Genomic DNA, 25985 nt, shown 5'->3' with positions numbered 1-25985 from the left:
ACATCAACCTATTGATTTTCAACCTTGGACGAGTTTTCTAGCTTTGATGAATTTTCTTGTGCCTTAATACCAAGGCTTTTAGCTTGGGCGAGTAAGGCTTTTCCTTGATCTGTATCAGGTGAAAAAGTTTTTAACGCGCGCGAAAGCGCATTTGCAGCATTTTCCGCATCACCTAAAACAACATATGATTGGAGCAAACGCTGCCAGCCTTCGAAATTGTCCGGTTCATCATTTAATCGTTCATCGAGCGATGCAACCATGTTTTGGATCATCGCCATGCGGTCACCGCTTTCCATTTCACTTGCAGCGGCTATGTCCTCTTGTGTTGGATTGCCAAGCTGCAAGGTCGGATTAGTATCTTGCTGCGCGACCGTACTTGCGGGAAGAGTTTCAAGCTCAACGCTGTCTGCATCAACACCTTTAAGTGCTGCAATTTGAACTTGGACCGCACGGATCCAAGGTGCATCAGCGGGTGATGTTTTAGCCAAATCTTCAAAAGCTGCGACCGCTTTGTCTTTTTGTCCAATTTGACCCAAACCCAGCGCAAGGAAGAATTTTGGGCGGGGCGCATCAGGTTGGATCTCAAGTGCTTTTACAAAATTTGATCGCGCTTCAGGTGTTACAAGCCCTTCTTGTGCGGTGACAATTGCTTCACCAAGGCTTGCATGCCGCAGAGCAGTTGAGCCTTCAAGTTCAATGGCTTTTGCAAAGGCTTGCTGAGCTTTTAGATATTCACCCATACGAAAATAAATCGGTGCAAGCACATCCCATCCACGGCCATCATTTGGGTTTTGAACCAGATGTGCTTCCGCCTGTGCCACCATCTCAGCAATGTCATCAGGAACCGCTCGCGAAGCGGTTTGATTAGCAGGCGGAGGTGTACGCATTGCCAACGGTAAATCAGGCGAATTTGGCTGCCCAACATACGAATAGGTTCCAATAGCAATGGCGGGTATCAAAAGTGCTATCGGCAAAACATGCGCATAGGACATTTTAACGCCCTTAGATGCGGTTTTGCTCTTTGCATCTGCTGCAAGTAATCGACGTGAAATCTCTATGCGGGCAAGCTCTGCTTCATTTTCTGTCAGCAAGCCATTTTCAAAGTCGCGATCAATTTCAGACAATTGATCCTTATAGACCTCGCGGTCATAGGCTAGCAGATCGCCATCACTTTGTTGTTCTTGCAACAAGGGGCGCAACAACAATGCAATTGTCAAAGTTGTCAGGCCAAATATCAAAATCCAAAAAATCATAAATGAGACCTATCCCACCCAGTTGATAATGCCAATTGGTTTTCTGGTCGCATCTTGATCTGTTTAAACTATGACACAAGCGGATTTTGTGATTTTTGCCGTCAAAATTAGTTAAACAAGCGCTTTGTGTAAAAAAACCTTGTGACAAAAAAGACTAAAAGACCAACCGGACCTAGGAGTAAGGTCAGTATGAGTGACGGAATGATGACCAAATGGCGAATCTTGTGTTCTCGCGCCTGTCGCACTTGCCAGGCACCGATAAACAAATCAAATGCAAGATAATGTAACCAACCAGCCATCACAGCTCGCGGGTTATCAAATAAAATCATCACATTTGCTAATGTATCAAAGCCACCTTCGGTAAAGGTGAAAAACACGGGGGCGAGAGATAGGTAAGCTATTGCTAACAGGAGCGGTATGATCACTGAGGCTATTCGGTCCGCAAGTTTTGGTGCGCGAGGGGCGAGGAGCAATGCGAGCCAGCCAGCTAACACAAAAGCGTTCGCGAACGTGAAAACTGTTTCCATATCCATAATTTGCTCCTGATCTTTTGCGTCGGAATTGCCGCATAGTATTAGACTATACGGCAAAACCTATTTTGCAGATGTTAGATCAGCCTATAATGCCAGCTAAAAATGGCAAGCCCTGTGTCGCTTCCCAAAGAGTGTATAGAGTGAACAGGCTATATATAATTGCCATAGCAATCACCATATTGCGGCTAACTGTTCTAAAAACATAGGAGGCCGCGATTACCAGAATTGGCAATACATGAAATATGTGGCTTGCAAAAAAATGTGCAACACGTAAGTCGCCACCATCTTTTGCCCAGCCCATAAACATATGACCTTCTGTATCCAGCAAATTTCCGCCTACAAAATGGCTCAACTGAGAGGACATATAGCTTGCGGTGGTAACCGTAAGTATGAACATTAATATTGAACTCAACCAAATCGCAAAATGCATGGGATCAGAAAGACCGGTATGCTTGTTGCGCGCTATTAAAATGCCGAAAACTAGAGCGCCGCTGGTAAGTGTGACTGCACCAAAGCCGGCAATTGTGTAAGCCAAGCCCATTAAAGGCGTTGCGACATTAAAATGTGATGAAGTGCCAAAAGCTGCCGCACCGCCAATCCATATTTGTTCAAACACGACCGAAATGATAACCGCGGCGGTGAAATACTTAAACCAGGTTTTCGAACGCGTTTGCTGCGGTATCCAGCGTGCATATAAAACAAGCGTTGCGGTATATATGATTAACGCGACATCAAATTTAACTGGTTTGATCCATATATTTATCCCGTTGTGCAAACGTGTATCTAATAGCATCGCCCCCAATTTGGGCATCATCAAAAACGCCATTAAAATCGTCAGCGCACTCAGAGCAGGCGCATCTAAATAGGCGTTTATGACAAATTGTTTTGCTCTTTCAATAAAGCTTACTGAACCGTGAGCAGACAGATCGTTATTCATAACAATTACAGCGTTGTTCATTTTTATCTCCTTACGCCTTTTATGCCGCGGCAGATTGGTTTGATTTTGGTAACAAGGATTGGTCACGTCTCCATGACAATGCGGATTTTAGCGCCACAAACAGCACATATCCGATTGGTCCGAAGAGCAGCGTAAGTGGCAATATGGGCAAAATGAACCAATGTGATATCTGCGCTTTTCGTGCTTCACGCACGATCCAGGCACCAACGAAAAGATCAAAAGCCAGGTAGTGAAGCCATCCAGCCATTGCGATTTCGCTTTGTGTGAAGAGCAATTGCACATTGGCAAGTGTGTCAAAACCGCCTTGTGCATCTGACCAAAAAGCCAAAATTAGGGACATATAGGCAAGCGATAACAAACCAGGCGAGATATAAGTGGCAATACGATTTGACCATATTGGTATGATCGGTGAGATGAGAAGTGCAATCCAACCCAACATCGCTACTGGAGATGAGATTGCAAAGAGAGTTTCCATAAACATGTTTTTTCTTTCATAATTTTGATGTGGCATTCATAAATCTTGACAGTGTCAATATTAGCTACGCGATAAAACTTTACACTGTCAAGTTAAATCTTGACAGTGTCAATTTTTTGTTTCCAAACACAATGAAATCAGTTAGGGATGAGCTATGAATAAAAAGTCATCAAAATCTTATCATCACGGCAATCTGCGCGAGGCTCTTTTAGAAGCTGCAGAAATAGAACTCATCGAAAAAGGGGTAGAAAAATTCTCTTTGCGGGGCGTTGCAAAGCGCGCTGGTGTGAGCCACGCGGCTCCTGCCCCACATTTTGGCGATGTGACTGGACTACTCAGCGCACTCGCCAGCGTTTCATTCAAACGCTTTGCACAAGCAATGCAATCCAGTTCAGATGCTGTTGCTGACAATCATCCGGAAAAAGCGAAGGCCAAATTGGTTGCGATCGGCATGGGCTACATCAAATATGCCAGTGAACATTCTGATATGTTTGACTTGCAATTTTCATCTGAACGAACAGATCCATCCAAAGCCCTTTTGAATAAACTATCCAGCAACAGCTACCAAGTGCTGGAAGATCATGTGCAGGCTGTTCTGGAATTAGACAATCGCAAACTGAAAGATAATCCTGATGCTGCTCCCATGCTGTGGGCGACAACACACGGGTTAGCAAGCCTTTTTGCACGCAGAAAACGAAATGGTGGACCTCAGGGGCAAGAGCTCCAAGATGCGTTTGAGCGGATTTTATGGCGAACCACAAACGCGATATAAAACCTCAATTGTAAGGGGAACAGAGGTTATCGTTTTTACGAATGCATTAAAGGCTTGCTACCGTGAACCGTGTTGACATCATCAGAACAAGTGCAATGACAACAAGTAAGGCCATAGGTGGTGCCATCATCCAAGCCAACTTAATCGAGAGAGGAAGTTTACCGAATGTTTGTAATACGTCTTGCCAGAAGTTGTTATGTACAGTAGAAGTCATCATATTAATGTTTCCTTTTTGTTCTTTCGCTACAATACGCACAACTAGTTAACAATGTTCTACTTTTGTTCTAATTTATTTAGACAAAAAAATCAAGCTAAAATTATCGCATTTTTTGTCGGACGCTTTCCGATAAATTTTTGACAGCGATCCTAAGGGAACGATAAATCCTTTTTGTTTTATCACCCTCCCCCTTGGCAACGCCGCCATTTAATCCCATCTTATTGGGAAGGATCACCTGTCGCTGACCTTGCACATAAATGGGCGTGAAAATGTGTATAGTGGCATTGATCAAAGTAAAACGTACTTTCCAGACGGAGATCAAAATTGCGCAAACTCATCACCGCCCTCACCCTAAGTCTCATTTCAGCAACGACCTTAACAACGGCTAGTCTTGCTGAACCTGCTATTGAACGTATTGGCAAAACGCTCTTTCACCCCTGGGGTATGGATTTTTTATCCGACACATCGATGATCGTGACAGAGCGGCGCGGCAAGATGTTTAAGATTGATCTCAAAACAGGTGTTCGCGATGAATTATCGGGGGTGCCTGATGTGTTCTCGTTTCGTCAAGGTGGCATGTTAGATGTTAAAGTCTCTGAACAAGATCCGACAACAATCTATTATTGTTATTCGCGGCCGGAAGGGAACATAGCATCTACTGCTGTTGATATGGCAACGCTTGATGGCAGCGCGCTGGTAAATACAAAAACAATTTTTGTGGCCAACAACAAATCAAACGCCAGCATCCATTTTGGTTGCCGTCTTGAAATTTCAGACGATAAGCTTTTTGTCACAATGGGAGATCGCGGTAGTCGCTTTGATGCGCAAGATCCAAAAATCCATTCAGGCGCGGTGGTACGCTTAAATTTAGATGGCAGCGTTCCAGCTGACAACCCAAAATTAGATGGCTGGGAGCCGGAATTGTATTCCAAAGGCCACCGCAACCCGCAAGGTATGGCGCTTAATCCAAGCAATGGGGAACTATGGCTGCATGAGCATGGGCCGCGTGGGGGTGATGAAATAAATGTCGTTAAGGCTGGTGAAAATTACGGCTGGCCAATTGTCTCGCATGGTGAAGAATATGCAGGCGGCAAAATTGGAATTGGCACATCTTCACCTGAATTTGAAGATCCGATTTGGACTTGGATACCTTCTATCGCACCATCAGGCATGGCGTTTTATCAAGGTGATATGTTCCCCGAATTTAAGGATAAATTATTGGTAGGGTCACTTAAGTTCCGCTCATTATATGCGGTTGATCTTGAGAGCGATCGCCCGGTTAGCGAAACGCCGGTCTTTGAAAACACGATTGGTCGGATGCGCGATGTTGCCATTGGACCTGATGGATCAATTTATTTGCTGAGCGATCAAAAAGATGGCGGGCTTTATCGTCTCTCACAATAAACCCTCCTATATCTCACATTTTAACCCTCGCATTTGCGGGGTTTTTATTTGCGCCTTTGAAGGATTAACAACAGCAATGACAACGCCATTAAAACAAGGCCGCCAATGCCCGTAAAAAATGGATAAAGACCATCCATCTCATCAAAATTGCGGCGTCCCGATTCCGTTTCCAAACCCCACCAGGCAAAGGTTATGGCCAAAAGCGCTAGGAATAAGAGATAAACTGGAATGAGGCGCATGAGCTACCAGCCGCCTCCGCCACCGCCGCCGCCTCCACCGCCGGAGAAGCCGCCGCTTGATGAAGAGGACGATTTCGGTTTTGGCATAGCTGATGACAAAGATGATGACATTTGCGTACCAAAATCAGAATATGAATTATCGCGTCTGTGGCGATTGCGATACCAGCGATGACGATCCCAATGTGGATTATACTCTTTCATCCCAGAAGCAACGCCTGCTGCCGTTTTAAACCATGTATCAAAAGCATCGGACCACGGTTTTTCAACACCCAAGGCAACAGCAAAAGGCAGTAGTTTTTCAAAATACTTAATCGACATATCCGGTACATCATTTAAGTTCATACGTTGCTGATGATAATTCTCAAGATGCAGACGCAAACCCTCAATCTGGTTTTTCATCTCAGCACCTAAGGCGGTTGGGCGACCCATGAGTTGATAAAAGATAATATTAAGTGCAGCTAAACCGAACACCGCGCCGATAAATGCGAATTCAAGCCAGGACTGCGTATCCTCAAATATCGCTAAAACAAAGGCGGCAAAAAACGAGACAAGTAAAAAACCGACAATGCCAACAATCATTAACCCAAAGATTTTCCAAAATGTTGATTGGGCACGCCATAACCGATTGATCAGAAAATAAATCGGCACCAGGAACGCTGAGAATACTGCCGAAACTATCAATGAAATCACAAGCGAGAAAAAGCCATCTGCATTAAAGATCAAAGTCGATAAGACCCCAATCACACTTAAGATTATACCAATCCAAACCCATTTTGAATTGTGCTCAAAAAACACACCGCGGTGCTCGTCTTCAATCGCCTTTTGAAAGTTTGATCTAAGTTTAGATACATTGGACCCATTGGCTTTGTTTAACGCAAAATGGGGTTGATCTATCACCATCTTCATGATGGCGGCCTCCCCAACCGGTAATCGGTTTAGCGCCATCACCTCATCTTTGACCAATACCGGATCATCACCATTTTTCTCAATGCGGATTTGCTTTTTAATCGCAAGATTTAAAATCGCTGCTGAAATTGCAGTCCATCCACCATCAATTCGGCTTTTGTTGTCGATATAGTGCGTAAGAGCAGGAGAAATACCCAATGAGAGAGTTTTGCGCTGTTCAATGCGCGATCCTTTGGGGTCACGTCCAATAAATATCCAAGCAATAAGATAATAAAGGCTCACAATCGCCAACGTGATTACAGCGACAACGATATGGCCGAAATCACGCATAAACCATTCACGGGTTTGTGCTTGCGTTGGCTCATCAATTGTACCGCGCGGCATCTTAGCAATAATGGTAAAACCTTCACGCGGGGCAAGCGATTGTGTGAGTTCGAAACTAATAATATTGCCATCAGCTGAGACGACTGCACGTGCGTTTTTATCAGTTGAACCATAGGCGCCGGTGAAAAACTCAAATCCATTAAATTTACCGCCATCTTGCAGCTGGACAACAACTTGAGACTTGGTAATCGGAAAATTCCAGTCATGCCCGATTGCATTCCAATATAATTCCTCACCTTCATCTAAAAAGCCAATCTGCCGATCAGTTTGATAGGAAATTTCATAAAGGTGTTGACCAGAAGGGATAAAGACATCTTCCTGACCAATAAGAATGCGCGTCCAGCCATTGACTATTTGGGTATGATAGGGCTCTTCACGGCCATTTCTTGAAATGGAGATAATGTCAAAGCGTTCCCGCAAGGAAGTGCCATCTTCGTCCTGGAAATAGCGGGGTAAATCACGATAAATACCACGGCGGATCTCTCGGCCTTCAGCATTCACGAGAATGGTTTCTTTAACCACCATATCGCCATTTTTTAAAAGATCAATCTTCACATCATATTGCAATATTTCTTCAATGGCAGCGCTATGCGAAACGCTGACAATTGCGATGAAAATAGCAATAAAACTTATTTTAATTTTCGAAAAGACTGACAAATCCGCGACCCTCGGCACTCTAAAACCAGCTGTATAATTCGTCAGGCAACATAACGGTTTTAACCCGGTATAATCAACTGCAAGAATTAAGGTTAAATACGTGCCTTGGTTTCGGCGTCAATCAGTTCCCGGATCGACTGCAATAAAGGGTGTCTATCTGTGCGATCCACTCCATAAGATAGATTAAAAGCGAAATCGATATTGCCTGTTGTGCCATCAATTAAATGCTGCAACATGGTTTCCAGCTTATCAAAACCTTTTGCAAAAACAGCTTCTTTGGTTTCACCTTGATCATATTCATCCCAAAGATCTAACAATTCTACTTGCAAATCATCAGGTAAAGGCTCGCAAAGTGAGATAAAATCATTGCGCTCATCTAAAGATTTATCAATGTCGGGGTTTTGATGAATGGCAGGAATATCGCCAGACACCACTTCACCTAAATCATGAATGATGACGAGTTTGATCAATCGCAACATATCTATGTCTTTAAGCTGATCTTCAAACAACAAAACCATCAGACACAAATGCCAAGTGTGTTCAGCCACGCTTTCTGGGCGCATTTGCGAAGTATGGGCACTGCGCAGCGTGTTTTTAAGCTGTTCTGTGCCTTTTAAAAATGTCAGGATTGATTGTATGCGCGAGGTTTCCATGGGGTAAACATGGCGCGATTCTTATCTACATGTCCACAAAGATTTCGCATCTACCGTAGCGGGATCCATCTACCATCTGCTGTGCGGCATGCAGCACCAGAAGCTTCGATATTATCACCGTTGATCAAAGCTTTGTGGTTATATTGGCGGCAATTGCGCGAGCCGACTTGGTAGGGTTGAGATGGGGTGACAATGCCCGACAGTTTGCCATTTGGATTTTCCCAATAAGTTGACTGACCGGTTGTGGAATTTTCAAGGGCACGGTATTCGGCCAATAATGCCCGTGTTTTGTCTTTACGAGATAGCTTGTTGAACACTGTTTTTGGCAAGATACCACCATCGAATGCTCTAACAATTTCTCGACCGGTTGCGACGCCTGGTTTATCTACTTGCAGGTCTGATGATACATCACCTGAACCCGTCGTGCTGGCGCAAGCACTTAAAAAACTTAAAGCAACGCATACAAAACCAAGTTTTATTCGGCTCATCTAAAGCACCCCCAATGCAAATGCTTATGACACAATTTATGTGGTGAGAATATGGTCATATAAAATTTTCCACCCCTGCATGTCATGATGCAGCCTTTGGCAATTGGAGTTGTGCGGCAAGGCCGCCAATATCGGCATCAAGCAGGACAAATTTTCCTTCATATTCTTGGGCAATCTCGCCAACAATGGAAAGCCCCAAACCACTACCAGGCTTGCTCTCATCTAAACGTGCACCACGCTTAAGTGCTTTCTTCTTTTCATCATCGGATAAACCTTTACCATCATCAGAAACGGTGACCGACAAGGTGTCCTTGTCAAAATCATCTATCGATACCACTACTTTCTCACTGGCAAATCTTGCCGCATTTTCGATTAAATTGCCCATGACTTCTTCAAAGTCTTGCCCCTCAAGCGCAATCAATGAGGTTTTGGCCTTTTTATCTAGCGAGAATTCGACTTGCGGATTAAGTTTGTTCATCACACGCAATAATCTCTCAAGCGAGGGCATAACATCTGTGCGCGCTAGAACCGAGCCACGCTGGGCTGAAATTCGTGCGCGATCAAGATAGGTTTGCACTTGGTTCTGCATCATTCCGACTTGGTTCTTAACAAGTTCGCTTTGTGCTTTGGGAAGTCCGCGTGCCTCATTGAGCATGACAGCAATTGGTGTTTTAAGCGAGTGCGCTAGATTGCCGACTTGCATGCGCGCGCGTTCAACAACCCGTTTATTGCTGTCTATCAATGCATTCACTTCGTCTGCAAGTGGCGCAATCTCATTGGGAAAATCACCTGATAATCTGTCTGCATCCCCATTTCTAATCTGCTCAAGTGAGGAGCGAACGTGATCAAGCGGTTTAAGACCATATAAAATCACCAGCATATTGATAAGCAGAGTTCCAACAGCTGCAACCAAAAGCGAAATGGCCAAGCGCCCGATAAAAGAGCTTACATCCTCTTCCAGTACATTGAGATTGCCACCCACTCGAATTCGGGCGGTTTTGCCTTCATCGCCGTACTCAACCTCAGTTTCTGCAATAAGCATTGCATTATCGAGACTGTCACTCATTGGATAGATACGAATATATTGGGCATTAAATGGAACTTGTTGCAGAGTTGGTCGCGCTAGAACTTCCAAACCTAAAGAGCTGGAATTTAAACTTACGCCTTCCTGATTGCCATCTATATCTATGGGATCAACAATCCAAACCCAGCCGGATCCTGGTTGCGAAAATACAAGAGACCCCAATTGAGGACTACCGGTTAACTTGCCCTGATCGTCAAAGGAAACAGCTTCGATCACGGTATTTAAATGCGCGCGTAGCAAGTCCCCAAACGCACGTTCGCTGCGGGTTTTGTAGAGAGTGGAAACAATAATCGCGACACCTGCAAATGCAATAATCGTCCAGATGGAAGCGAAAAACAGCACACGTCCGGTTAGCGAACGCCGCGTGATCAGTCCAGCTTTTTTGGGTGTCAGTTTTTGGGTGGAATCTGCATCGTTTTTTGCAGTGTCGTCACTCATTTCCGAATGATCACTTTTTCGATTCTGGTGGCTGTATGCGATATCCAAGACCGCGGACGGTTTCGATTAAATCACCGTCATAATCCTTGGCAATCTTCTTGCGCAAACGCCCGACAAATACCTCAATTGTATTTGAGTCACGATCAAAATCCTGGTCATACATATGTTCGACAAGTTCTGTGCGAGAAACCGTTTCGCCCATATGGTGGACCAAATATGACACAAGTCTAAATTCGTGGGATGTCAGTTTTAAAACAGACCCATTGAGGGTTGCTTTGGCGGCTTTTGTGTCAACAACGAGTGGGCCGCAGGTGATTTCGCTGGTGGAGTGTCCTGCTGCGCGGCGAATGAGCGCGCGAAGTCTTGCTAACACTTCTTCGACATGAAATGGTTTGGTGACATAATCATCAGCGCCAGCGTCAATCCCGGCGACTTTGTCGCTCCACCGGTCACGTGCCGTTAGGATTAAAACCGGCATATCGCGCCCTTCTTGGCGCCATTTTTCTAAAACCGTAATGCCATCCATTTCTGGCAGTCCAATATCGAGAATAACAGCATCATAAGGTTCGGTATCGCCAAGGAAGTGTCCTTCTTCACCATCAAAAGCTTTATCGACGACATAACCGCGTTCATCCAGCAATTCACAAAGTTGACGATTTAAATCTGGATCATCTTCAACAACAAGAACACGCATTGGTCACCCCTGAGCTTTGATTGGTTGTTTCAGCAATTTAGCGCAATTATTGTGGCACTGTCACTGACATTTTCTTAGGGCGCTGTGATGAATTGCCTTTCACAAGGACTGTGATGGTGCAAACTTTCTTGCCAGACTTTTCTGCAGATACAGCTGATAGCAGCTGTCCTTTGGTTTGCGCGACCACCTGTTGGGCAGATGCTGAGCAGTCAGCTGCTAATGATGGCGAGGCGCCAAACACTGCGCTAACTAAAAACATGGATGCGATCATACTCATTTTCATTTGACGAAAACCTTAAAGAACTAAATTGTTATCCATCTTTTACATGAACTTTCCTGAACGGTGTATGAATGAACATAATTAGATTAGGTTTTCAAGTAAAAACCCATATTTTTGAGGGGGTTGGTTAATCTGTTATACGGAAATTGAGACTTTTCGAGCGATGCCTTGGGCGATTTGTCCCCCAATTTGCTGAACGGAAAATAACAAGTTGGAAGGATAATAGCCGAAGTCGAGAAGCTGCTGATCGTCTTCATAAAGATATGTTGAGGTATCACATACTGCCTCGTGCACCAAATCAATATCATGATATATCGTGACTAAGTACTGCAAATGATCTTCGTCTTCTGGGATTTCTACTCCTGCCCAATTATCTGAAGAAAAACGCCCTCGCCTGATCCAGCTGTGATGTATTTAAGATTTTTAGAATTGTCTGGCCCAGAAACAAATTTTTTACTTCGGACGAAAATTGTTTTATCGTTTGATTAGGAATGTGTCCCATCACGATCTTAAATACCAGGGATTTTATCCACCAACAAAACCGATGAACGGAACGATGATAAAAAACTCCAGATATTTTTTTACCTATATTGAGAAATAGCGATATATTAGAATCACAAGATGGAATATCTTCATGCACCTTTTTGATGCAATTATTTCCCAGTTGTTTTTTTGCTTCATTTGACCAAATTGTGTTAACTGCATCGGTAGAGAAAACTGCAAACATCAGAGAAGCTACCGCGAGTTCATTTACCAAACAACTAATCTCCAAAACATTGCTTATCACAAAATCACCGACAAAAAAGATTCTACTGTTAAGTTGAAGTATGAATCATTTAACCTTAACGCGGGAAAAATAAAACCCCCATAGGTTGCCATTCAACAAGTAAAAGCAACTTTTTTGTTATCAATCAGTTTTCCGGGTAAAATAATATTCTGCATCAACGCGGTTGTTGCTTTGCTGCTGTTTGATGTGTACACCTTGGATCCATAAATTCTCGGAAATGGGGCCTGGCTTTAGAGACTCCATCTCTCAATTTATCAAAGTTCTTTGCAACCCAAGATATTGGTTCTTTGGAAATGACAAGCTCTTTATCTTTCGATCCAAGTACCAGTTCAAGAATAAACAAGTCCATTTCGCATAAACCACGCGGGTTTATGTTGAACCAGTCATCATAAAATTCTACATTGAAGTTCTTACCTAAAATCGAAATAAGTCGGTTGCTAGGAATATCGCCCAAGCCGGAAATAGTATGGAAGAATTCTTCAATCATAATTGATTTTACAGGGTCTTCATTACTAATTACAGGCTTAACTTCTGTATTCACATACACAAACTTGCTGCCTCGCATACCTGGAATAGTCATTTCCAGACCTCGTGGTTTTTCTTTAAAAATTGCAGGTAATTCAGTGGGACGATACCCTACAATTTCTTGAAAAACTTCTTTGAAGCCTCCCAGATCAATTTCTCCATCAAATAATACATAGAACGAAGTCGATCCCGTACATTGCGAGAATGTATCGGCCTTATGACTTTTAATCGAACTACCGTATAAGAGATTGATTATATTTACAAATTTTTCCAGAGAATGAGTGTAGCCGTCTTCATTTTTTGTATCAACAAGGCAAATAGTCTCACCACCATTTAAATGTCTAACGGATTCTTCTATTTTCGAATTTGGGTAGTTTTTTAGTAAAGTTAAAAACTGATCCCTGGTTTGATCATCGCGAGTTCTGCTAAGTAAAAATAAAATTACAATTGAAACCAAGCATGACAATAAACATACTACAGCAATCCGCCTCTTAGACCATTTAAAATTGCGCATAAAATACAACCTAACCTTTTCTAATGTTGTTTACATTACAAGAAAGATATGGACTACCACTTAACAAGAAATCGAGAATTACTACTTTGCATCTCGATAGCATTTACCAACCCATCGGTTTATTTTTCGAATGCCACCATCTTCTGTTCGACGAATGCTTGTTGCAATTTCATTGGGGAATACCTCGCCGGTCATATATGACATGGCTGTGCGGAAGCATTTTTTATCAGTAATCCAATCGTTAAAGAACAGGTTTCCACCTTGGTTCCATTCGAGTTCCTTCAATGCGCGGCCAGATTGATGCACATCATCTCTTACGCGCTCCGTGAGCCAACCCCAGGTTACTATACCCATCGGCTTACTCTCTCGATCAATGAAACATTTAAACTGGCTTTTTTGGAGAGGCGGAAGTATTTCGGCGCGAACTTTCATAGACTGGGCGGTTGCGCCGTGCAATATTTAAAATACCACTTTGGCCATCCACCATCACTTCTCGCGCATCACTTAACGTCTCAGCAACCAATGCAATTCGACCATAAAGCAGCCGTTTGCCAAACATTTTATCCATCAAAAAACCGGAACTCGAAGCATCATGAACCCACTCGGCACCAGCACGTGTTTTTCCAGCGCCCCGACCACCCAAGATTAACCAAGTAAACCACTTGCCAAAGGGCGGTAATTGTTCACGTCGCGCTGATAATTTCCAATCATAACTTAGTGCCTGCAACTCTTTGAGCGAGAGAGTTTTCAAAAACTTTTCAATTTCAATTGACTTAAGCTTATTGCCTTTCACTTGCTTGTTTGAGGAGCTTTCCAACTTTGTCTTTGAGATTTTCAAAGTCTTCTTCTGACAACTCCTCATCGGCGTTTTGTTGGTCCTTTAAAAGAGCACGAGATAACTGATCAATTTTCTCCAGTGTCCTAACTATAAGGGAAATAGTGTTGATCGATTTATCTGTTAGTTTTTCGTCAAACTCAGCATGCGTTAGTTGCGTCTGCAATACCTTGCGGGCATGGCTAAGCTGCACAAGTGTTTCTGCATGATCACTTGTCATTAATCGGCATATTTCTGTTTGGATTTACAGGAAAAATTCTGATGTTTATTATCAGAATTTGAAAATTCAAATTAGATTGCAACATTAATAATTACAATTTATAGATGTTATTTGGTTTCTACCAAACAACCTGCACTTGGTCAAGGATTTTTTTCCTATTTGTCGGAAATATATTCATGACCCGGCCAATAAACAATGTGATCTTCATAGTCTTCAGCGCTCATCCCATCCTCAGGAATAGTCTTGTTTTGCACCGAAATACCCGCCTGGTGAACGGTTTGATCATCTTGGGAAACTAACGGATGCCACCAATAGAGGTCTTGCCCTTGTGCAACGAGCCTATAAGCACAAGTTGGGGGAAGCCAGGGCAATTCACGCGCTTCTTTTGGTGTTAGCTGAACACAATCCGGCACTTTTTGTTGGCGGTTCGCATAGTCTTTGCACCGACATGTTTGATCATCCAGCAAAGTGCAGGCAACATTTGTAAATGCAATCTCGCCTGTTTCCCAATCTTCCAACTTATTCAAACAGCATCGCCCACATCCATCACAAAGTGATTCCCATTCCTCATTTGTCATTTCATCAAGTGACTTTGTTTGCCAAAATGGCTGGTCTGTCATTTCAGGTCTCTCATGCATTTTTAAAGATTGCAGATGTTCACGATGCTTATTCATCCCCTTGTTGCACAATTGAGACGAATTGGTAACGATTTTTGCTTGTCCTTTTGGTAAAAATACTGCAAAAAGCTGAAACGCTGACGTTATACGAGTAACAATATCAAGATGCGGTTTTATCGGGGCCATAGCTCAGTTACGAAATAGGGGCAAAATTCGTAACATTTCGCACCGAAAAGCTGTCTAACTTTGGACGATGCATGTCAGAAATGAATGAAAAACCAGGTTTTATGCGGCGGCTGAAATATTTCTTTCTTCGTCTTGATAGCTGGATTGATTCCACGATTTGGCATTCTTTTCGCAATTTAGGTGAAACTTGGGAAAACTTATCCATCTTTTCCCATAAATTTCGCGTCACTGGATTTAAAAAAGCGCTGCTTGAAATTGTAGATGAAGCTGCCAATGTCGGCACAGCAGGTTTCGTGCTTTTACTCGCGCTTGCGCTGCCATCATTTGAGATGACCGAGGGCAATTGGCGTGCGCAGGATGAGTTCTCTGTCACGTTTTTGGATCGATACGGAAACGAGATCGGGAATCGTGGCAACATTCGCGAAGAATCTCTACCCGTTGATCAATTACCGGAACATTTGATCCAAACAGTTCTAGCAACGGAAGATCGTCGCTTTTATCAACACTTTGGCATCGACTTTATTGGCCTTGCCCGCGCCATGGCGGAAAATGCTCGTGCTAATTCGGTTGTTCAAGGTGGTTCAACTCTTACCCAGCAATTGGCGAAACTGATCTTTCTCTCCAGCGAGCGTACCCTTGAGCGTAAGATCCGTGAAGCATTTCTTGCTCTTTGGCTTGAAGCGAACTTGACGAAGAATGAGATTTTGCAGCTTTATCTTGATCGCGCCTATATGGGTGGTGGAACATTTGGGGCTTCAGCTGCAGCACAGTTTTATTTCGGTAAAGATATCACCGATGTCACGCTCGCAGAATCCGCAATGCTTGCAGGTTTATTCAAGGCTCCTGCAAAATATGCGCCTCATGTAAACTTACCCGCAGCTCGCGCGCGTGCAAATGAGGTTTTAACCAACCTTGTGCAAGGCGGTATGATGACAGAGGGTCAGGTTGTCGGCGCGCGTCGAAGCCCTGCAACTGTGGTTGATCGGGGAGATGTTGAAAGTCCGGATTTCTTCCTCGATTGGGCTTTTGATGAAGTAAAGCGCCTATCCGTTAATTTCGATGAAACAGCCGTGGTTGTGCGCACAACAATCGATCTTGGCCTTCAAAGCGCTGCTGAACTTGCCGTTGAACAAGGCTTAAGAGAGTTCGGACGCCGTTATCGTGTTGGTCAGGGCGCTGCCGTAGTTCTTGAGCATGGTGGTGCAGTCCGTGCAATGGTTGGCGGTCAAGACTACGGTCGTAGCCAGTTTAATCGAGCCACGAGTGCATTGCGTCAGCCAGGATCTTCGTTCAAGCCATATGTATATGCGCTTGCGATGGAAACTGGCTTTACCCCACAATCGAGAATTTCCGATGGCCCAATCACTTGGCGCGGATGGTCACCTCGAAACTATGGTAGAAGCTATTCTGGTCGCATGGACTTAACGCGTGCTTTGGTAAAATCAGTGAATACCATTCCCGTTCGTTTAGCACGCGATCATTTGGGTACGGATAAAATTGCTGCCAAAGCGCGTGAAATGGGAATCCAATCCACGGTTCGCGCTGAGAAAACAATGCCGCTTGGAACATCTGAAGTTACCGTGCTCGATCAGGCAACCGGCTATGCTGTTTTCCCTGCAGGTGGCATGCATTCCAATCGTCACGGCATTGTGCAGGTGATGAACTATTCCGGCGATGTTCTTTATGACCATACCAAAGACAGCCCAGATCCGAAGCGTGTTCTTACCGAAGAAGCTGCTGCTGCAATGAATGAAATTATGGTGCAGATACCTGAATGGGGCACCGGTCGCAGAGCGAAACTAGAGGGTATTAAAACTGCTGGCAAAACAGGAACCACGCAGTCCTACCGTGATGGATGGTTTGTTGGCTATACAGGTAACTTCACAACAGCGGTCTGGTTTGGTAATGACGATTTTACAACAACAGCCCGCATGACAGGTGGCTCTTTGCCTGCCATGACATTTAAGAAAGTTATGGAATATGCCCATCAGGGCATTGAGCTTCGGGCAATACCGGGCATCCAGGATGCTCTGCCTGAGGAGACATTTGGACCACTCATCGCAGAAGCTGACGGTGGGATAAGCCAAGTCTCACTTCCTTCTCGCACACGCTTGTTGAACCGGCAGGCAACACAAGCTCTTCGAGAGCTTGCTAAGGTGCTTGAAACATCACGAGATAATTTGGCCAGATTGGAAACAAATCCAATTGTCAACAAAGTCACCCAATAGACCACCGAAAGGCTGAAATCAGTGTTACGAATTCCGTTTTTGGTCGGCACCGCATTGGTGATAATGTTTTTAGGTGGCATTTATTCTGCACAATGGGCGCTTGATGCGACGCGTGGTTTTGGTGGTTTGCAAGTCAACAATTGGGTGGCCTACCCTCAAATACAAACAAAAGATGCGGATCCATATGCCAGAGCTCATCGCGCAAATGATGGCAGGATACTGCTAGGTCGCGCCGAAGGCTTAGTGTTCCGTGCGCAAGTTGATCAAAACGAAGAGCCACTTTCATTTAATTGCGACTATACACTCAGAGGCCGCGTTCCGCCTGCCCTTTTTTGGACATTGCGTTCTGTGCATCCAGATAATGAACCACTTAATATCCCGCAAGGTAGACCAAGCACCATCAATGCACAAAAAGTTTTGCGCAACAGCGATGGCATAATTGAAATTAAACTCTCACAAAACCCGCAATCCGGAAACTGGCTTGCACTCGATCCAAATTCCAATTTTGAGCTGCAGCTAACATTGATTGACACGCCAATTTCAAATGTATCTGGTATTCGCGCATTAGAAATGCCGGTTATCATCAAAGGAGATTGTGCTTAATGCTCAAGCTTCTCCTTGCAATTGTCACAGGATTTGTGGGTGCAGCAGTGCTGCATATTTTGCTGATTCTCATTCTGCCCTTCAATACAAATGTTGATGCTTGGAGCAAGGTGGAAAATCTCGGTGAACCGTTTGAGTTTTACCCATTGGCAAATGAACCTAATGATAGCGGCCTCTATAATGAAGATATCTTCATCCAAACGGCTGTGTGCCACTACGTATTGGATGAAGGCCCAATGCAGATCATTGCAGACCAGCCAACTGAGATGTGGACACTTGCAACTTTTGATACCGGTTCAAATGAGGTTTTCTCAATGAGCGCAAGGTCAGCCATTAACGGCGAGGTCAATTTTATTTTGGGAACAAAGGGACAATTGTTAAATTTGCGCAGTGAGGAGCCTGAATTGATTGCAGGGACAATTGCAATTGAAGTTATCGATATTGAAGGATATGTGGCGCTGCGATCTATTGTGCCAAGCATAAGCTCGCTGGCTGAAGCTCAGGACTTCTTGTCTAATGCGCTTTGCGCACGTCTTTAGCATTGGTTGAAATCAACCAATCAGATTATTTATTATTCGCCAGCTATTAAGCACCGCTGTGTTTGACTTTACGAGCTTGATTGTTTGACTTAGCTGGTTTCCGAGATTTCTTCTTTTTCGGAGCTTTTTCATAACGAACGCCTGTAAAAAACAGGATATCGGCGGGTTTAGATGGTTTAAAACCTTCGGGCCGTGCGATCGGTTCGTAGTCAAGTAATCGTATTATTTCTGCCATTCTCGCCTCCATTGGATGACGGATGTACGCGGGTTAAATTTCATCCTTTTACACTATTATTATTAAGCAGGTTCATAGTTAATGAAACGCTAACACTTTCACTATAATCTGAGACAGTGGGATCAAAAATCAAGTTTGAGACAAGATTATTTCAAACAAATTTGATCACATTAGGGATTTCGGGGACAATTCTTTGCTTTTTTGATGTTTGGCAAAGATTTTTCACTGGAATGTAGTTCGAGTATGAGAGTTTGAGTGAAATGTCATATTGTTTTAGAGATTTGGAATCTGCTGGCGAAGATCAGCGAAAATCAGCCATCCTTTTAGCTTTGGTAGCGAGTTTGGATGACTTGCGAAAACCAAACCCGGCGGAATCACGCAAATTCGGCGAACTCTTTATCCCACTATTTACCGCAGCTCCTGTCGAAACTCAGCGGCGCGCCTCATCTTCGTTGTCGCGATGCCCGTTTGTTCCAGCTAATGTCTGCGAATTCTTATCATTACAACCGTTAGAAATATCTGCTCCGTTTTTATCTCACTCACCGTCTTTAACAAATGCCATCCTTTGTTATGTTATTGCGAAGACTGACACTGAACATGCTCGGATCATTGCAAAACGTCAAGAATTGAACAAACGTGTGGTTCAAAGCTTGCTTGCGCTTAATGAAGACAGTGTTAACCGCGCATTGCAGTTGCGCGGATATGTAGGTGATGCGGCTATCCACATGGATGAAGAGGCTGTCAAACGGATCAACATCTCTCACAAAGTGGTGGGCGAGATTGATGGCTCTGCGGAGAATTACGGCCGCGTAGAGTTCTTCAGCGAAGTTGAACTCCAGTCTAACGAAAATACAAGTGAAACTGCTTCAAACGAAGAGTGGATTGAACTTGAAGATAACCTTCGTCCCGGTCATGTTGAATTCTTCGAAGAAAATATTGCGATCCAAGCGTCTGAAGAAGAGCAATGGATTGAAATTGAGGACAATAATCTACGTTCCGGCCACGTCGAATTCTTTGAAGATATGGACACAGCGCCACAACGTGATATCTGGATGGAATTGGGTAACGAGTTTAAAACAGGTGGCATTGAAGCCTTTGAAAACTTGGTTACATCGAAAACCGGTGAACTTGACGAAGATCTTGAAGCGCTTAACGATGAACAATTTGCCGCTGAAGAGCATCTACGTCAGACACTTCGTGAGCTTGCACAGGGTGATCTAACACCTGAACAAGCCACCATCCTTGCCAAACAATCACAACAATTGGCTGAAGATGGTGAAATGTCAGCCCCATTGGTAACTTTGCCTATTCACTCGGGCGAGATTGCTCATCGCAAATACATCTCTGTTATGGCAAAGCATGTTGAGAACAATCACAGCGAATACTTCACAACAGCCCTAGCTGATGCGATTGGTTCAAGTGTTGAGCTCGCAGAACGGATCATGGATGACATGTCAGGATACCAACTGGCAGTTACATTTAATGCCATCCTTGCACCACAAGAGCTCTGCATTAATGCGCTAAATAAATTCTTCCCACATGTCTCTATCATGGAAGGTACAAAAGAAGGCGCTGATTATCTGTTGGAAAATATGCAGCATGGTGAATGCCTAAATCGCTTAATCACGTGGCTCCGCGCTGATATCATCACACGTGAGCACCATATGGTTGATCTTGATCTAAGCGAAGCAAATGTCGATTATGCGAAGCTTACAGCTGCTGACCTTCCATATATCACGCCAATCGCTGACAATAATGATCATCAGCCAATGTGGACAGAAGATCAAAAGATGGATGCACAGGACGCGGATTGGCTTAAGGCAATTGGTGACTAAAACGCGATTTCATTCCTGTTCTTAATAAGAACGGGAATGTTGCATCATCCCTCGTCAGATGAAATTTCTATATAGGTTTCGGGTGTATCAGTTTCGATCTCAACGATCCAAATGTCGCTATCAAACGACTTCTCGCGCTCAAGCTTTTCATTGACGTCCATTTCAGATGCGTTTTCCAATCGGATTTCAAAAATATGAAATTCGCTCTTCTCCTCGAAGAAAGATTGTGGCGCTGGGCTTAGCAACATCTGCGTTCGATCACGCTTGACGACTCGAATAAAAATAGCACCTGCTTCTGCAGCACCTTTTTTCTCGACCGCTGCCATAAGCCCGTCGGCGAAGAGCCGCCGAGTAAGGCTTGAAACAAAGATCGCGGACGTAATACGCATAGATTACACTTTAGGTGTTGGTCTGTAAAAAGGCGATATCAAATAACAGCTTATGCTGATGAAACGCTAAAAAGCACCAATAGATTTAAGCTTATCAAGGACCTGTTGGTTCGGCAGTCCAGTCACAGGTAAGCGATAATGCTTTTCAAACTGCGCAATTGCCTCACGTGTTTGCTTGCCTGCCATGCCATCTACTTCAATATGAGGATAGGCAGATTGGGATAAACCAATTTGGATACGTCGCACAAGATCTCGAGAAGCCTGCTCGGAATTTGTTTCAACCTTCGCAATTTGTTTCGGAGTATTTGCAGTGACAAGCTTTGTCAAAAGCGCCTGCGTGATTTTTCCATCAACCTCAAGCCCCGCACGTTCCTGAAAGCTCTGAACAGCTTTTGAAGTATTTGGCCCAGTTAATCCGTCAACCACATCTAAATACAGTTTTTGTTTGGCAAGTTCTGTTTGAACATTACGAACCAATTCATCGCCTTTAATGGTGTTTTCAACCGTAGTTTTGTCGACAACGGGTTTGATTGTTTGAACACGCGCAACTTCTTGGCGCACAGGTTGTGCGGGAACCGGAACATTAATGCTTGAGGTTTGCAGATCATCACTATGACGAACCTTAAACGTTTTGACGCCATTATCAGTTTTAATCACACGTACATCATCATTTGGTCTGGTTGACCCCGACACAATAAATTGTGGTCCACGCATGTTCAAAATCGGCGCAGGATGGGAACCTTTTTGATAATATAACGCGTTTGAAGCTATGAAGCTGAAGATGATCACAAACGCCGTGCCCCCACCGACAATCGACGGGTGTTTTACAATTGTCTCACCCGCGCTCGACATAATCGAAGCAAATACGCTAGGTTTCTCAATTGTTTTTTTCGAAGGTTTACGTCTAGGCGACATGTGCGCGACCCCCTTGATATATTGCTTGGCCATCATCTTTAATGGCGGTCTTTAATTCTTCTTCTACAGCATCTGCGCGGTCGGCAAGTTCTTCATCATCGAGTTCTTCCAATTGAGGAATTGAAATCGTGATCTGAGTTCCCTCACCTTCAACGCTCTGAATATCAAAACGCCCGTTATGCAGTTCAACTAAGCCTTTCACTAATGAAATGCCCAATCCTGTGCCCTCATACTGACGCGCTAACGTTGAATTGACTTGCATGAACGGCTGGCCAATTTGCGATAATTTATCGGCAGGAATGCCGATACCTGTATCACTCACCCTAAGGATAAATTCAGAACCTTTGAATTCTGCATCTACAGTGACAACACCCTTTTCTTCAGTAAACTTAATCGAATTGCCAACCAAATTGATCAAGATCTGCTGCATGGCGCGTCTATCAGCTTTAACCTCTTGAAGGCCTTTTTGGGTCCGACAATTAAGCTCGATGTTCTTCTTGCTCGCCTGAATATCCAACATAGACTTTGTACGATCTAAGAGATCTGAAAACTCAAACGGCTCACTGTAAAGCGTGTATTGACCGTTTTGGATCTTACTCATATCGAGCATTGTATTGACCACGTTGAGCAAGTGTTCACCGGAATCCCGAATTAGCGTGACATATTCTTTATGACGCGCGTCTGGAAGAGGTGCGATGACCTCATGGATGAGCACATCGGCAAAGCCCATGATTGAATTCAATGGTGTGCGCAGCTCATGGCTAACACCGGCGAGAAAGCGTGTTTTATTGATCTCAGCATCTCGCTCTGCACACTTATAATCTTCAAGCAGCTGTTGCGTATTTCTAAGCACTGTTTCATCCAACGATTGGATGTAGAATTTTTGTAAATTATGATCTTGATCGAACTGACCCATTAGGTTCGCCTGTATATGGGTGAACTGAAGATCAGAAGCAGTATTATTAAAACCAGTCTCAAATCGCAGATCTATCGAGACGCATTCAATACCCTGTCTTAGCTTGTCTACCGCTGACATGAAACTAATACGATCTGAGACATGAATCTGATTGATGAAACCTTTGCCGAGTAAATTACTGGCGCGTGCGGACAAGATTTCAGGGGATTGACCATGCACGCTAATCACATCACCAAATGCATCATGGCAGGTCACCAAACCGGGTAAGTCTTTCAAAATCTTGTCTGCTGAAGTTTCCAAACTAGGAATGGCAGAAATTGGTTTTATAACTTCTTCCGGGTTTTCACCCATGACATTGATTGCGCGTATCACGCCGTATCCAGCCAGTACTGCAATATGGCTTGCACCAAACCACAGAGATTGAACAGCACCTTGACCAACAGCATGTGCAAGAATGATAGAGCAAACCCCAATCAATGATACACAGAATAAGGCTGCAAATGCAGGCGCGCGCTGTTTTGTTGATAAAAGAACTTCTGTTGGGATAATTAAAAGCAAAATGGCCATTTGCATGGCTGAATAACCAGATGTCGCGACCAAGGTGGCTAATATAGTTGTTGCACCTGTAACAGCTAACAATCCAGAAAGTTTGATATCTTTCCGTTTGGCAAGAATGCCGCAACTGAGCATGAAGATACCTGATATTGTGACAGCCAATGCAAATGCTGTTGGTATTGTGAGTAATTGCACAGCCATTACAAATACAATGACAGGCGCAGCAATTGCCCATGCGATAAGTAACTTCATGACATCAAGTTCAGTATTGTAAGAAGAGCTATCGCTTTCACCAAGCCACAGCTTTGCTGTCGCCTCTATCTTCGAAGATATAGCCTTTAAAAATTCTGAACCTGTTTTTGGCTGAAAACTCAATACAACACCCAAACTAAAAAACGTCTTGCTTTTAAAATCCCACCCTCTTGTTAAGGAATGGATAAAGCCGACACACTTCCAAACAGTTTTTGCGCAAAAATGGCCCGATATGCACCAAATATAACCAAGAAGTCATTTCATGGTTAACCAGTGGTATATTTCTTGCAAGAATCGGCCGTTTTCAGTGTGTTGAAAGAGTTTTTACGACAGTTTCGTTGTTAAAATTCACCCGAATCAACAAATAGATAAAATTTGAAATAAATTTGCTTCAAAAGCTGATTTTGTTTTCAATCTAGAATTGGGAATTTTTGATTAGAACTGATCTCAAGCGCGAAAAACAGCGCAAACGACGACAAACAGGGACAGGTTTTATGTGGACGCTCATTAAAGGTGCATTTTGGTTTTCATTGGTACTTATTGCCTTGCCGCTTTTCAATCCGGAAAGTTCTGACCGCTTGGCAGAGGGACCAAAATTTGAAACTGCTGGCAGCATGACAGCTGCATGGGCACTTTATGATGACGTAACATCAATCTGCGAACGAGAGCCGCAAGTTTGTGAAGTTGGAACCCATACGATTGGCGTGCTTGGAGCCCGAGCAAAAGAAGGTGCTCGCATTGCCTATCAATATCTCGACGGTAAATTTGGTGAAGAAACACCAGATGATCTTACTACCGCCTCAATTCCAGAGTAAGTTAAGGATAGATTGTAGAATGCCATTTGCAATCGTCTAATATAACTCACTGATTAATTTCAGATTTAACCCCCAATTGCGACTTATTGGTCCTTGGGGGTTTCTTTTATCTCCAAGCGATATATATGAATAAAAAAGCATTGGAATAATTTAGCATGGCAACTTTAGACGACATTATAGATGATTTTGAGTTTATCGACGATTGGGAAGAGCGCTATCGTTACGTCATCGAACTGGGCAAGAAACTGCCCCCACTTGCTGAAGATGAAATGAATGCTGAAAATAAGGTTCAAGGCTGCGTAAGCCAGGTATGGCTTGTTTCAGAACCAGATATGAGCGATGCCTCAGACCCGATCATGCATTTTAGGGGGGCATCAGATGCACATATCGTCAGTGGTCTGGTTGCAATAATGCTCATCGCTTTCTCGGGAGTTCCTGCGAAAAAGGTGGCGAATGTCAATGAAAATGAGATCTTTGAAAAACTTGGTCTCGTTGAGCATCTCACCCCACAGCGCGCAAACGGATTACGTGCAATGGCAGCGCGCATTAAAAAACACGCAAGTGATGTTCTTTAGCTAGTGTTCAAGTTTGATTGCAAGAATATCAATCAGCCTTTCACAAGCCGCTATAAAACTTTCACAACTCAGATCATCTCTTTTGTCTTCAATCTTTCGACAGGCATAGGACACACTCGTTCGATCAAGATTAAAACCTTTTGCAATTTTACGCATCGAATGCCCCAACATCACATGACATAAGTAAATAGATAGATGCTTGATAAATGTCCTGTCAGCGAAGGCGAGTTGATTAGGCATTAGGTGCGACTGCCCAGGTTTTAAAACAAGTTCAAAATACAGCTCTTTGACCAATTCATTTATGATAAAATAGACATCATCATCTTTGCATTGAGACGACTTAGCTTCAAATACCCGTTTTGAATGAAGCGATTGCCTTTTTCGGCAAATTTGTGGTCCAACCATGTCTCATCACTTGATCAAAATATAGGAATATTTTCTTATATCAAATCAATCAAAATTTGTCCAGTTTATCAAAACCTGACGATCAGAGCATTTACGCTAAGGATATATATGGCTCGGAAATAACGTGGCTTAAGCGCGCTTTTGGCCAAGACCCATTTGTTTTGCAAGTTGAGATCTCGCTTTTGCATAAGCAGGCGCGACCATTGGGTAATCCGCCGGCAGGCCCCACTTCTCACGATATTCTTCGGGTGTCAGATTATAGTGGGTCATTAAATGGCGCTTGAGGGATTTAAACTGTTTGCCATCTTCTAGGCATATTAGATAATCTTGGTGAATAGATTGATCAATGTCGATCGCAGGCTTATGGCGACCATTTGATGATCCGATACCGTTTTCTGAAATTTCCATGACTGTTTCATGAACTGATTGGATGAGATCCGCCAATTCTGATGTGCTCACATTGTGATTTCCAACATAAGCTGCAACAATATCTGATGTGATTTGAACACAAAAATTAGATTGTTGAGTTTTTGAATTTTCAGGCATAATTCCCCCGAACCTAAAATGAACCTATCAAAATATGTCTAAAAATCTGTGCGACCAA

At 43.6% G+C, this 25985-nt stretch carries 29 protein-coding genes and 1 pseudogene; 8 read left to right on the top strand and 22 right to left on the bottom strand.

Going from position 1 to position 25985, the window contains the following annotated elements; translation table 11 throughout:
- Nucleotides 1-8: 8 nt before the first annotated feature.
- From ccmI to ACZ1GZ_RS07685, 4 genes are all read right to left on the bottom strand, one after another.
- Nucleotides 9-1253 carry a c-type cytochrome biogenesis protein CcmI gene (gene ccmI / locus ACZ1GZ_RS07700; RefSeq protein ID WP_472667922.1) on the bottom strand — a complete coding sequence of 415 codons (1245 nt, stop codon included), beginning with the start codon at nucleotides 1251-1253 and terminating at the stop codon, nucleotides 9-11.
- Between the two features lie 107 nt (nucleotides 1254-1360).
- Nucleotides 1361-1786 (bottom strand): abscisic acid-deficient protein Aba4 family protein, encoded by a 426-nt coding sequence (locus ACZ1GZ_RS07695; RefSeq protein WP_472667921.1) that lies wholly within the window; start codon nucleotides 1784-1786, stop codon nucleotides 1361-1363.
- Between the two features lie 79 nt (nucleotides 1787-1865).
- On the bottom strand, nucleotides 1866-2744 hold the full coding sequence (locus ACZ1GZ_RS07690; protein WP_472667920.1) for a hypothetical protein: 879 nt from the start codon (nucleotides 2742-2744) through the stop codon (nucleotides 1866-1868).
- A 19-nt stretch (nucleotides 2745-2763) separates the two neighbouring features.
- On the bottom strand, nucleotides 2764-3225 hold the full coding sequence (locus tag ACZ1GZ_RS07685) for an abscisic acid-deficient protein Aba4 family protein (RefSeq protein WP_472667919.1): 462 nt from the start codon (nucleotides 3223-3225) through the stop codon (nucleotides 2764-2766).
- A gap of 148 nt (nucleotides 3226-3373) precedes the next feature.
- On the opposite strand from ACZ1GZ_RS07685, the gene ACZ1GZ_RS07680 reads away from it, so the two are divergent.
- Together ACZ1GZ_RS07680 and ACZ1GZ_RS07675 are read left to right on the top strand one after the other, a co-directional pair.
- Nucleotides 3374-3991, top strand: coding sequence for a TetR/AcrR family transcriptional regulator (locus ACZ1GZ_RS07680; protein WP_472667918.1), 618 nt, complete (start codon nucleotides 3374-3376; stop codon nucleotides 3989-3991).
- 541 nt (nucleotides 3992-4532) lie between these two features.
- Nucleotides 4533-5612, top strand: a complete 1080-nt coding sequence (locus ACZ1GZ_RS07675) for a PQQ-dependent sugar dehydrogenase (RefSeq protein ID WP_472667917.1) — start codon at nucleotides 4533-4535, stop codon at nucleotides 5610-5612.
- Nucleotides 5613-5656: 44 nt separating this feature from the next.
- Here the strand turns inward: ACZ1GZ_RS07675 and ACZ1GZ_RS07670 are convergent, their stop codons facing one another.
- From ACZ1GZ_RS07670 to ACZ1GZ_RS07615, 12 genes and pseudogenes are all read right to left on the bottom strand, one after another.
- Nucleotides 5657-5851 (bottom strand): hypothetical protein, encoded by a 195-nt coding sequence (locus tag ACZ1GZ_RS07670; protein ID WP_472667916.1) that lies wholly within the window; start codon nucleotides 5849-5851, stop codon nucleotides 5657-5659.
- A 3-nt stretch (nucleotides 5852-5854) separates the two neighbouring features.
- The gene (locus ACZ1GZ_RS07665) at nucleotides 5855-7798 is read right to left on the bottom strand and encodes a DUF2207 domain-containing protein (RefSeq protein WP_472667915.1); all 1944 of its coding nucleotides are present in this window, start codon (nucleotides 7796-7798) and stop codon (nucleotides 5855-5857) included.
- A 92-nt stretch (nucleotides 7799-7890) separates the two neighbouring features.
- Nucleotides 7891-8451, bottom strand: a complete 561-nt coding sequence (locus ACZ1GZ_RS07660) for an HD domain-containing protein (RefSeq protein WP_472667914.1) — start codon at nucleotides 8449-8451, stop codon at nucleotides 7891-7893.
- Nucleotides 8452-8501: 50 nt separating this feature from the next.
- The gene (locus ACZ1GZ_RS07655) at nucleotides 8502-8939 is read right to left on the bottom strand and encodes a hypothetical protein (RefSeq protein ID WP_472667913.1); all 438 of its coding nucleotides are present in this window, start codon (nucleotides 8937-8939) and stop codon (nucleotides 8502-8504) included.
- Nucleotides 8940-9021: 82 nt separating this feature from the next.
- Nucleotides 9022-10392, bottom strand: a complete 1371-nt coding sequence (locus ACZ1GZ_RS07650) for an ATP-binding protein (protein WP_472668257.1) — start codon at nucleotides 10390-10392, stop codon at nucleotides 9022-9024.
- A gap of 79 nt (nucleotides 10393-10471) precedes the next feature.
- A complete protein-coding gene (locus ACZ1GZ_RS07645) occupies nucleotides 10472-11155 on the bottom strand; it encodes a response regulator transcription factor (protein ID WP_472667912.1) in 684 nt (227 codons plus the stop codon).
- Between the two features lie 46 nt (nucleotides 11156-11201).
- Nucleotides 11202-11438 (bottom strand): hypothetical protein, encoded by a 237-nt coding sequence (locus tag ACZ1GZ_RS07640; protein ID WP_472667911.1) that lies wholly within the window; start codon nucleotides 11436-11438, stop codon nucleotides 11202-11204.
- Between the two features lie 938 nt (nucleotides 11439-12376).
- Nucleotides 12377-13261, bottom strand: a complete 885-nt coding sequence (locus tag ACZ1GZ_RS07635; RefSeq protein ID WP_472667910.1) for a hypothetical protein — start codon at nucleotides 13259-13261, stop codon at nucleotides 12377-12379.
- Between the two features lie 81 nt (nucleotides 13262-13342).
- Complete coding sequence (locus ACZ1GZ_RS07630; protein ID WP_472667909.1) at nucleotides 13343-13693, bottom strand: toxin-activating lysine-acyltransferase; 351 nt, start codon at nucleotides 13691-13693, stop codon at nucleotides 13343-13345.
- A pseudogene (locus tag ACZ1GZ_RS07625) lies at nucleotides 13677-14024 on the bottom strand (ATP-binding protein); the annotation flags it as partial. The gene ACZ1GZ_RS07630 and the pseudogene ACZ1GZ_RS07625, both read right to left, overlap by 17 nt.
- 16 nt (nucleotides 14025-14040) lie before the next feature.
- Complete coding sequence (locus tag ACZ1GZ_RS07620; RefSeq protein WP_472667908.1) at nucleotides 14041-14316, bottom strand: hypothetical protein; 276 nt, start codon at nucleotides 14314-14316, stop codon at nucleotides 14041-14043.
- Between the two features lie 155 nt (nucleotides 14317-14471).
- Entirely contained in the window at nucleotides 14472-14936 is a 465-nt protein-coding gene (locus ACZ1GZ_RS07615) for a YcgN family cysteine cluster protein (RefSeq protein ID WP_472667907.1), read from the bottom strand.
- Nucleotides 14937-15190: 254 nt separating this feature from the next.
- Here ACZ1GZ_RS07615 and ACZ1GZ_RS07610 point away from each other — a divergent pair, with 254 nt between their 5' ends.
- From ACZ1GZ_RS07610 to ACZ1GZ_RS07600, 3 genes are read left to right on the top strand one after another with little or no spacing between them, the layout of a single operon-like run.
- Entirely contained in the window at nucleotides 15191-17347 is a 2157-nt protein-coding gene (locus tag ACZ1GZ_RS07610) for a transglycosylase domain-containing protein (RefSeq protein ID WP_472667906.1), read from the top strand.
- A gap of 21 nt (nucleotides 17348-17368) precedes the next feature.
- Complete coding sequence (locus ACZ1GZ_RS07605) at nucleotides 17369-17950, top strand: DUF1214 domain-containing protein (protein WP_472667905.1); 582 nt, start codon at nucleotides 17369-17371, stop codon at nucleotides 17948-17950.
- Nucleotides 17950-18489, top strand: a complete 540-nt coding sequence (locus tag ACZ1GZ_RS07600; protein ID WP_472667904.1) for a DUF1254 domain-containing protein — start codon at nucleotides 17950-17952, stop codon at nucleotides 18487-18489. The genes ACZ1GZ_RS07605 and ACZ1GZ_RS07600 overlap by 1 nt, the downstream gene beginning before the upstream one ends.
- Nucleotides 18490-18535: 46 nt before the next feature.
- Here the strand turns inward: ACZ1GZ_RS07600 and ACZ1GZ_RS07595 are convergent, their stop codons facing one another.
- Complete coding sequence (locus ACZ1GZ_RS07595) at nucleotides 18536-18724, bottom strand: hypothetical protein (RefSeq protein ID WP_472667903.1); 189 nt, start codon at nucleotides 18722-18724, stop codon at nucleotides 18536-18538.
- Nucleotides 18725-18975: 251 nt separating this feature from the next.
- On the opposite strand from ACZ1GZ_RS07595, the gene ACZ1GZ_RS07590 reads away from it, so the two are divergent.
- On the top strand, nucleotides 18976-20559 hold the full coding sequence (locus tag ACZ1GZ_RS07590) for a hypothetical protein (RefSeq protein WP_472667902.1): 1584 nt from the start codon (nucleotides 18976-18978) through the stop codon (nucleotides 20557-20559).
- Between the two features lie 44 nt (nucleotides 20560-20603).
- Here the strand turns inward: ACZ1GZ_RS07590 and ACZ1GZ_RS07585 are convergent, their stop codons facing one another.
- The 3 genes from ACZ1GZ_RS07585 to ACZ1GZ_RS07575 all read right to left on the bottom strand — a co-directional run bounded on the left by ACZ1GZ_RS07585 (nucleotide 20604) and on the right by ACZ1GZ_RS07575 (nucleotide 23709).
- Nucleotides 20604-20948, bottom strand: a complete 345-nt coding sequence (locus tag ACZ1GZ_RS07585; protein WP_472667901.1) for a DUF1491 family protein — start codon at nucleotides 20946-20948, stop codon at nucleotides 20604-20606.
- 66 nt (nucleotides 20949-21014) lie between these two features.
- Complete coding sequence (locus ACZ1GZ_RS07580) at nucleotides 21015-21863, bottom strand: peptidoglycan-binding domain-containing protein (RefSeq protein WP_472667900.1); 849 nt, start codon at nucleotides 21861-21863, stop codon at nucleotides 21015-21017.
- Nucleotides 21853-23709: a sensor histidine kinase gene (locus ACZ1GZ_RS07575; protein WP_472667899.1), complete on the bottom strand. Its 1857-nt coding sequence runs from the start codon at nucleotides 23707-23709 to the stop codon at nucleotides 21853-21855. Before ACZ1GZ_RS07575 ends, ACZ1GZ_RS07580 begins: the two co-directional genes overlap by 11 nt.
- 308 nt (nucleotides 23710-24017) lie before the next feature.
- Between ACZ1GZ_RS07575 and ACZ1GZ_RS07570 the strand changes: the two genes are divergently transcribed.
- Together ACZ1GZ_RS07570 and ACZ1GZ_RS07565 are read left to right on the top strand one after the other, a co-directional pair.
- Nucleotides 24018-24401, top strand: a complete 384-nt coding sequence (locus ACZ1GZ_RS07570) for a DUF5330 domain-containing protein (protein WP_472667898.1) — start codon at nucleotides 24018-24020, stop codon at nucleotides 24399-24401.
- Between the two features lie 155 nt (nucleotides 24402-24556).
- A complete protein-coding gene (locus ACZ1GZ_RS07565) occupies nucleotides 24557-24976 on the top strand; it encodes a SufE family protein (RefSeq protein ID WP_472667897.1) in 420 nt (139 codons plus the stop codon).
- On the opposite strand, the gene ACZ1GZ_RS07560 is transcribed toward ACZ1GZ_RS07565, so the two are convergent.
- Together ACZ1GZ_RS07560 and ACZ1GZ_RS07555 are read right to left on the bottom strand one after the other, a co-directional pair.
- Entirely contained in the window at nucleotides 24977-25381 is a 405-nt protein-coding gene (locus ACZ1GZ_RS07560) for a helix-turn-helix domain-containing protein (RefSeq protein ID WP_472667896.1), read from the bottom strand.
- Between the two features lie 129 nt (nucleotides 25382-25510).
- Entirely contained in the window at nucleotides 25511-25927 is a 417-nt protein-coding gene (locus tag ACZ1GZ_RS07555; protein ID WP_472667895.1) for a Ros/MucR family transcriptional regulator, read from the bottom strand.
- Between the last annotated feature and the right edge of the window lie 58 nt (nucleotides 25928-25985).

This window comes from Lentilitoribacter sp. JB5-8 (genome assembly GCF_055693385.1).
This window is presented reverse-complemented; position numbering and strand designations above follow the sequence as displayed.

Excerpts from the sequence above, each read along its gene's own strand:
- ccmI (WP_472667922.1), bottom strand. The coding sequence starts at position 1,253 with ATGATTTTTTGGATTTTGATATTTGGCCTGACAACTTTGACAATTGCA.
- ACZ1GZ_RS07695 (WP_472667921.1), bottom strand. The coding sequence starts at position 1,786 with ATGGATATGGAAACAGTTTTCACGTTCGCGAACGCTTTTGTGTTAGCT.
- ACZ1GZ_RS07690 (WP_472667920.1), bottom strand. The coding sequence starts at position 2,744 with ATGAACAACGCTGTAATTGTTATGAATAACGATCTGTCTGCTCACGGT.
- ACZ1GZ_RS07685 (WP_472667919.1), bottom strand. The coding sequence starts at position 3,225 with ATGTTTATGGAAACTCTCTTTGCAATCTCATCTCCAGTAGCGATGTTG.
- ACZ1GZ_RS07680 (WP_472667918.1), top strand. The coding sequence starts at position 3,374 with ATGAATAAAAAGTCATCAAAATCTTATCATCACGGCAATCTGCGCGAG.
- ACZ1GZ_RS07670 (WP_472667916.1), bottom strand. The coding sequence starts at position 5,851 with ATGCGCCTCATTCCAGTTTATCTCTTATTCCTAGCGCTTTTGGCCATA.
- ACZ1GZ_RS07660 (WP_472667914.1), bottom strand. The coding sequence starts at position 8,451 with ATGGAAACCTCGCGCATACAATCAATCCTGACATTTTTAAAAGGCACA.
- ACZ1GZ_RS07655 (WP_472667913.1), bottom strand. The coding sequence starts at position 8,939 with ATGAGCCGAATAAAACTTGGTTTTGTATGCGTTGCTTTAAGTTTTTTA.
- ACZ1GZ_RS07645 (WP_472667912.1), bottom strand. The coding sequence starts at position 11,155 with ATGCGTGTTCTTGTTGTTGAAGATGATCCAGATTTAAATCGTCAACTT.
- ACZ1GZ_RS07640 (WP_472667911.1), bottom strand. The coding sequence starts at position 11,438 with ATGAAAATGAGTATGATCGCATCCATGTTTTTAGTTAGCGCAGTGTTT.
- ACZ1GZ_RS07635 (WP_472667910.1), bottom strand. The coding sequence starts at position 13,261 with ATGCGCAATTTTAAATGGTCTAAGAGGCGGATTGCTGTAGTATGTTTA.
- ACZ1GZ_RS07630 (WP_472667909.1), bottom strand. The coding sequence starts at position 13,693 with ATGAAAGTTCGCGCCGAAATACTTCCGCCTCTCCAAAAAAGCCAGTTT.
- ACZ1GZ_RS07620 (WP_472667908.1), bottom strand. The coding sequence starts at position 14,316 with ATGACAAGTGATCATGCAGAAACACTTGTGCAGCTTAGCCATGCCCGC.
- ACZ1GZ_RS07615 (WP_472667907.1), bottom strand. The coding sequence starts at position 14,936 with ATGACAGACCAGCCATTTTGGCAAACAAAGTCACTTGATGAAATGACA.
- ACZ1GZ_RS07610 (WP_472667906.1), top strand. The coding sequence starts at position 15,191 with ATGTCAGAAATGAATGAAAAACCAGGTTTTATGCGGCGGCTGAAATAT.
- ACZ1GZ_RS07600 (WP_472667904.1), top strand. The coding sequence starts at position 17,950 with ATGCTCAAGCTTCTCCTTGCAATTGTCACAGGATTTGTGGGTGCAGCA.
- ACZ1GZ_RS07595 (WP_472667903.1), bottom strand. The coding sequence starts at position 18,724 with ATGGCAGAAATAATACGATTACTTGACTACGAACCGATCGCACGGCCC.
- ACZ1GZ_RS07585 (WP_472667901.1), bottom strand. The coding sequence starts at position 20,948 with ATGCGTATTACGTCCGCGATCTTTGTTTCAAGCCTTACTCGGCGGCTC.
- ACZ1GZ_RS07580 (WP_472667900.1), bottom strand. The coding sequence starts at position 21,863 with ATGTCGCCTAGACGTAAACCTTCGAAAAAAACAATTGAGAAACCTAGC.
- ACZ1GZ_RS07565 (WP_472667897.1), top strand. The coding sequence starts at position 24,557 with ATGGCAACTTTAGACGACATTATAGATGATTTTGAGTTTATCGACGAT.
- ACZ1GZ_RS07560 (WP_472667896.1), bottom strand. The coding sequence starts at position 25,381 with ATGGTTGGACCACAAATTTGCCGAAAAAGGCAATCGCTTCATTCAAAA.
- ACZ1GZ_RS07555 (WP_472667895.1), bottom strand. The coding sequence starts at position 25,927 with ATGCCTGAAAATTCAAAAACTCAACAATCTAATTTTTGTGTTCAAATC.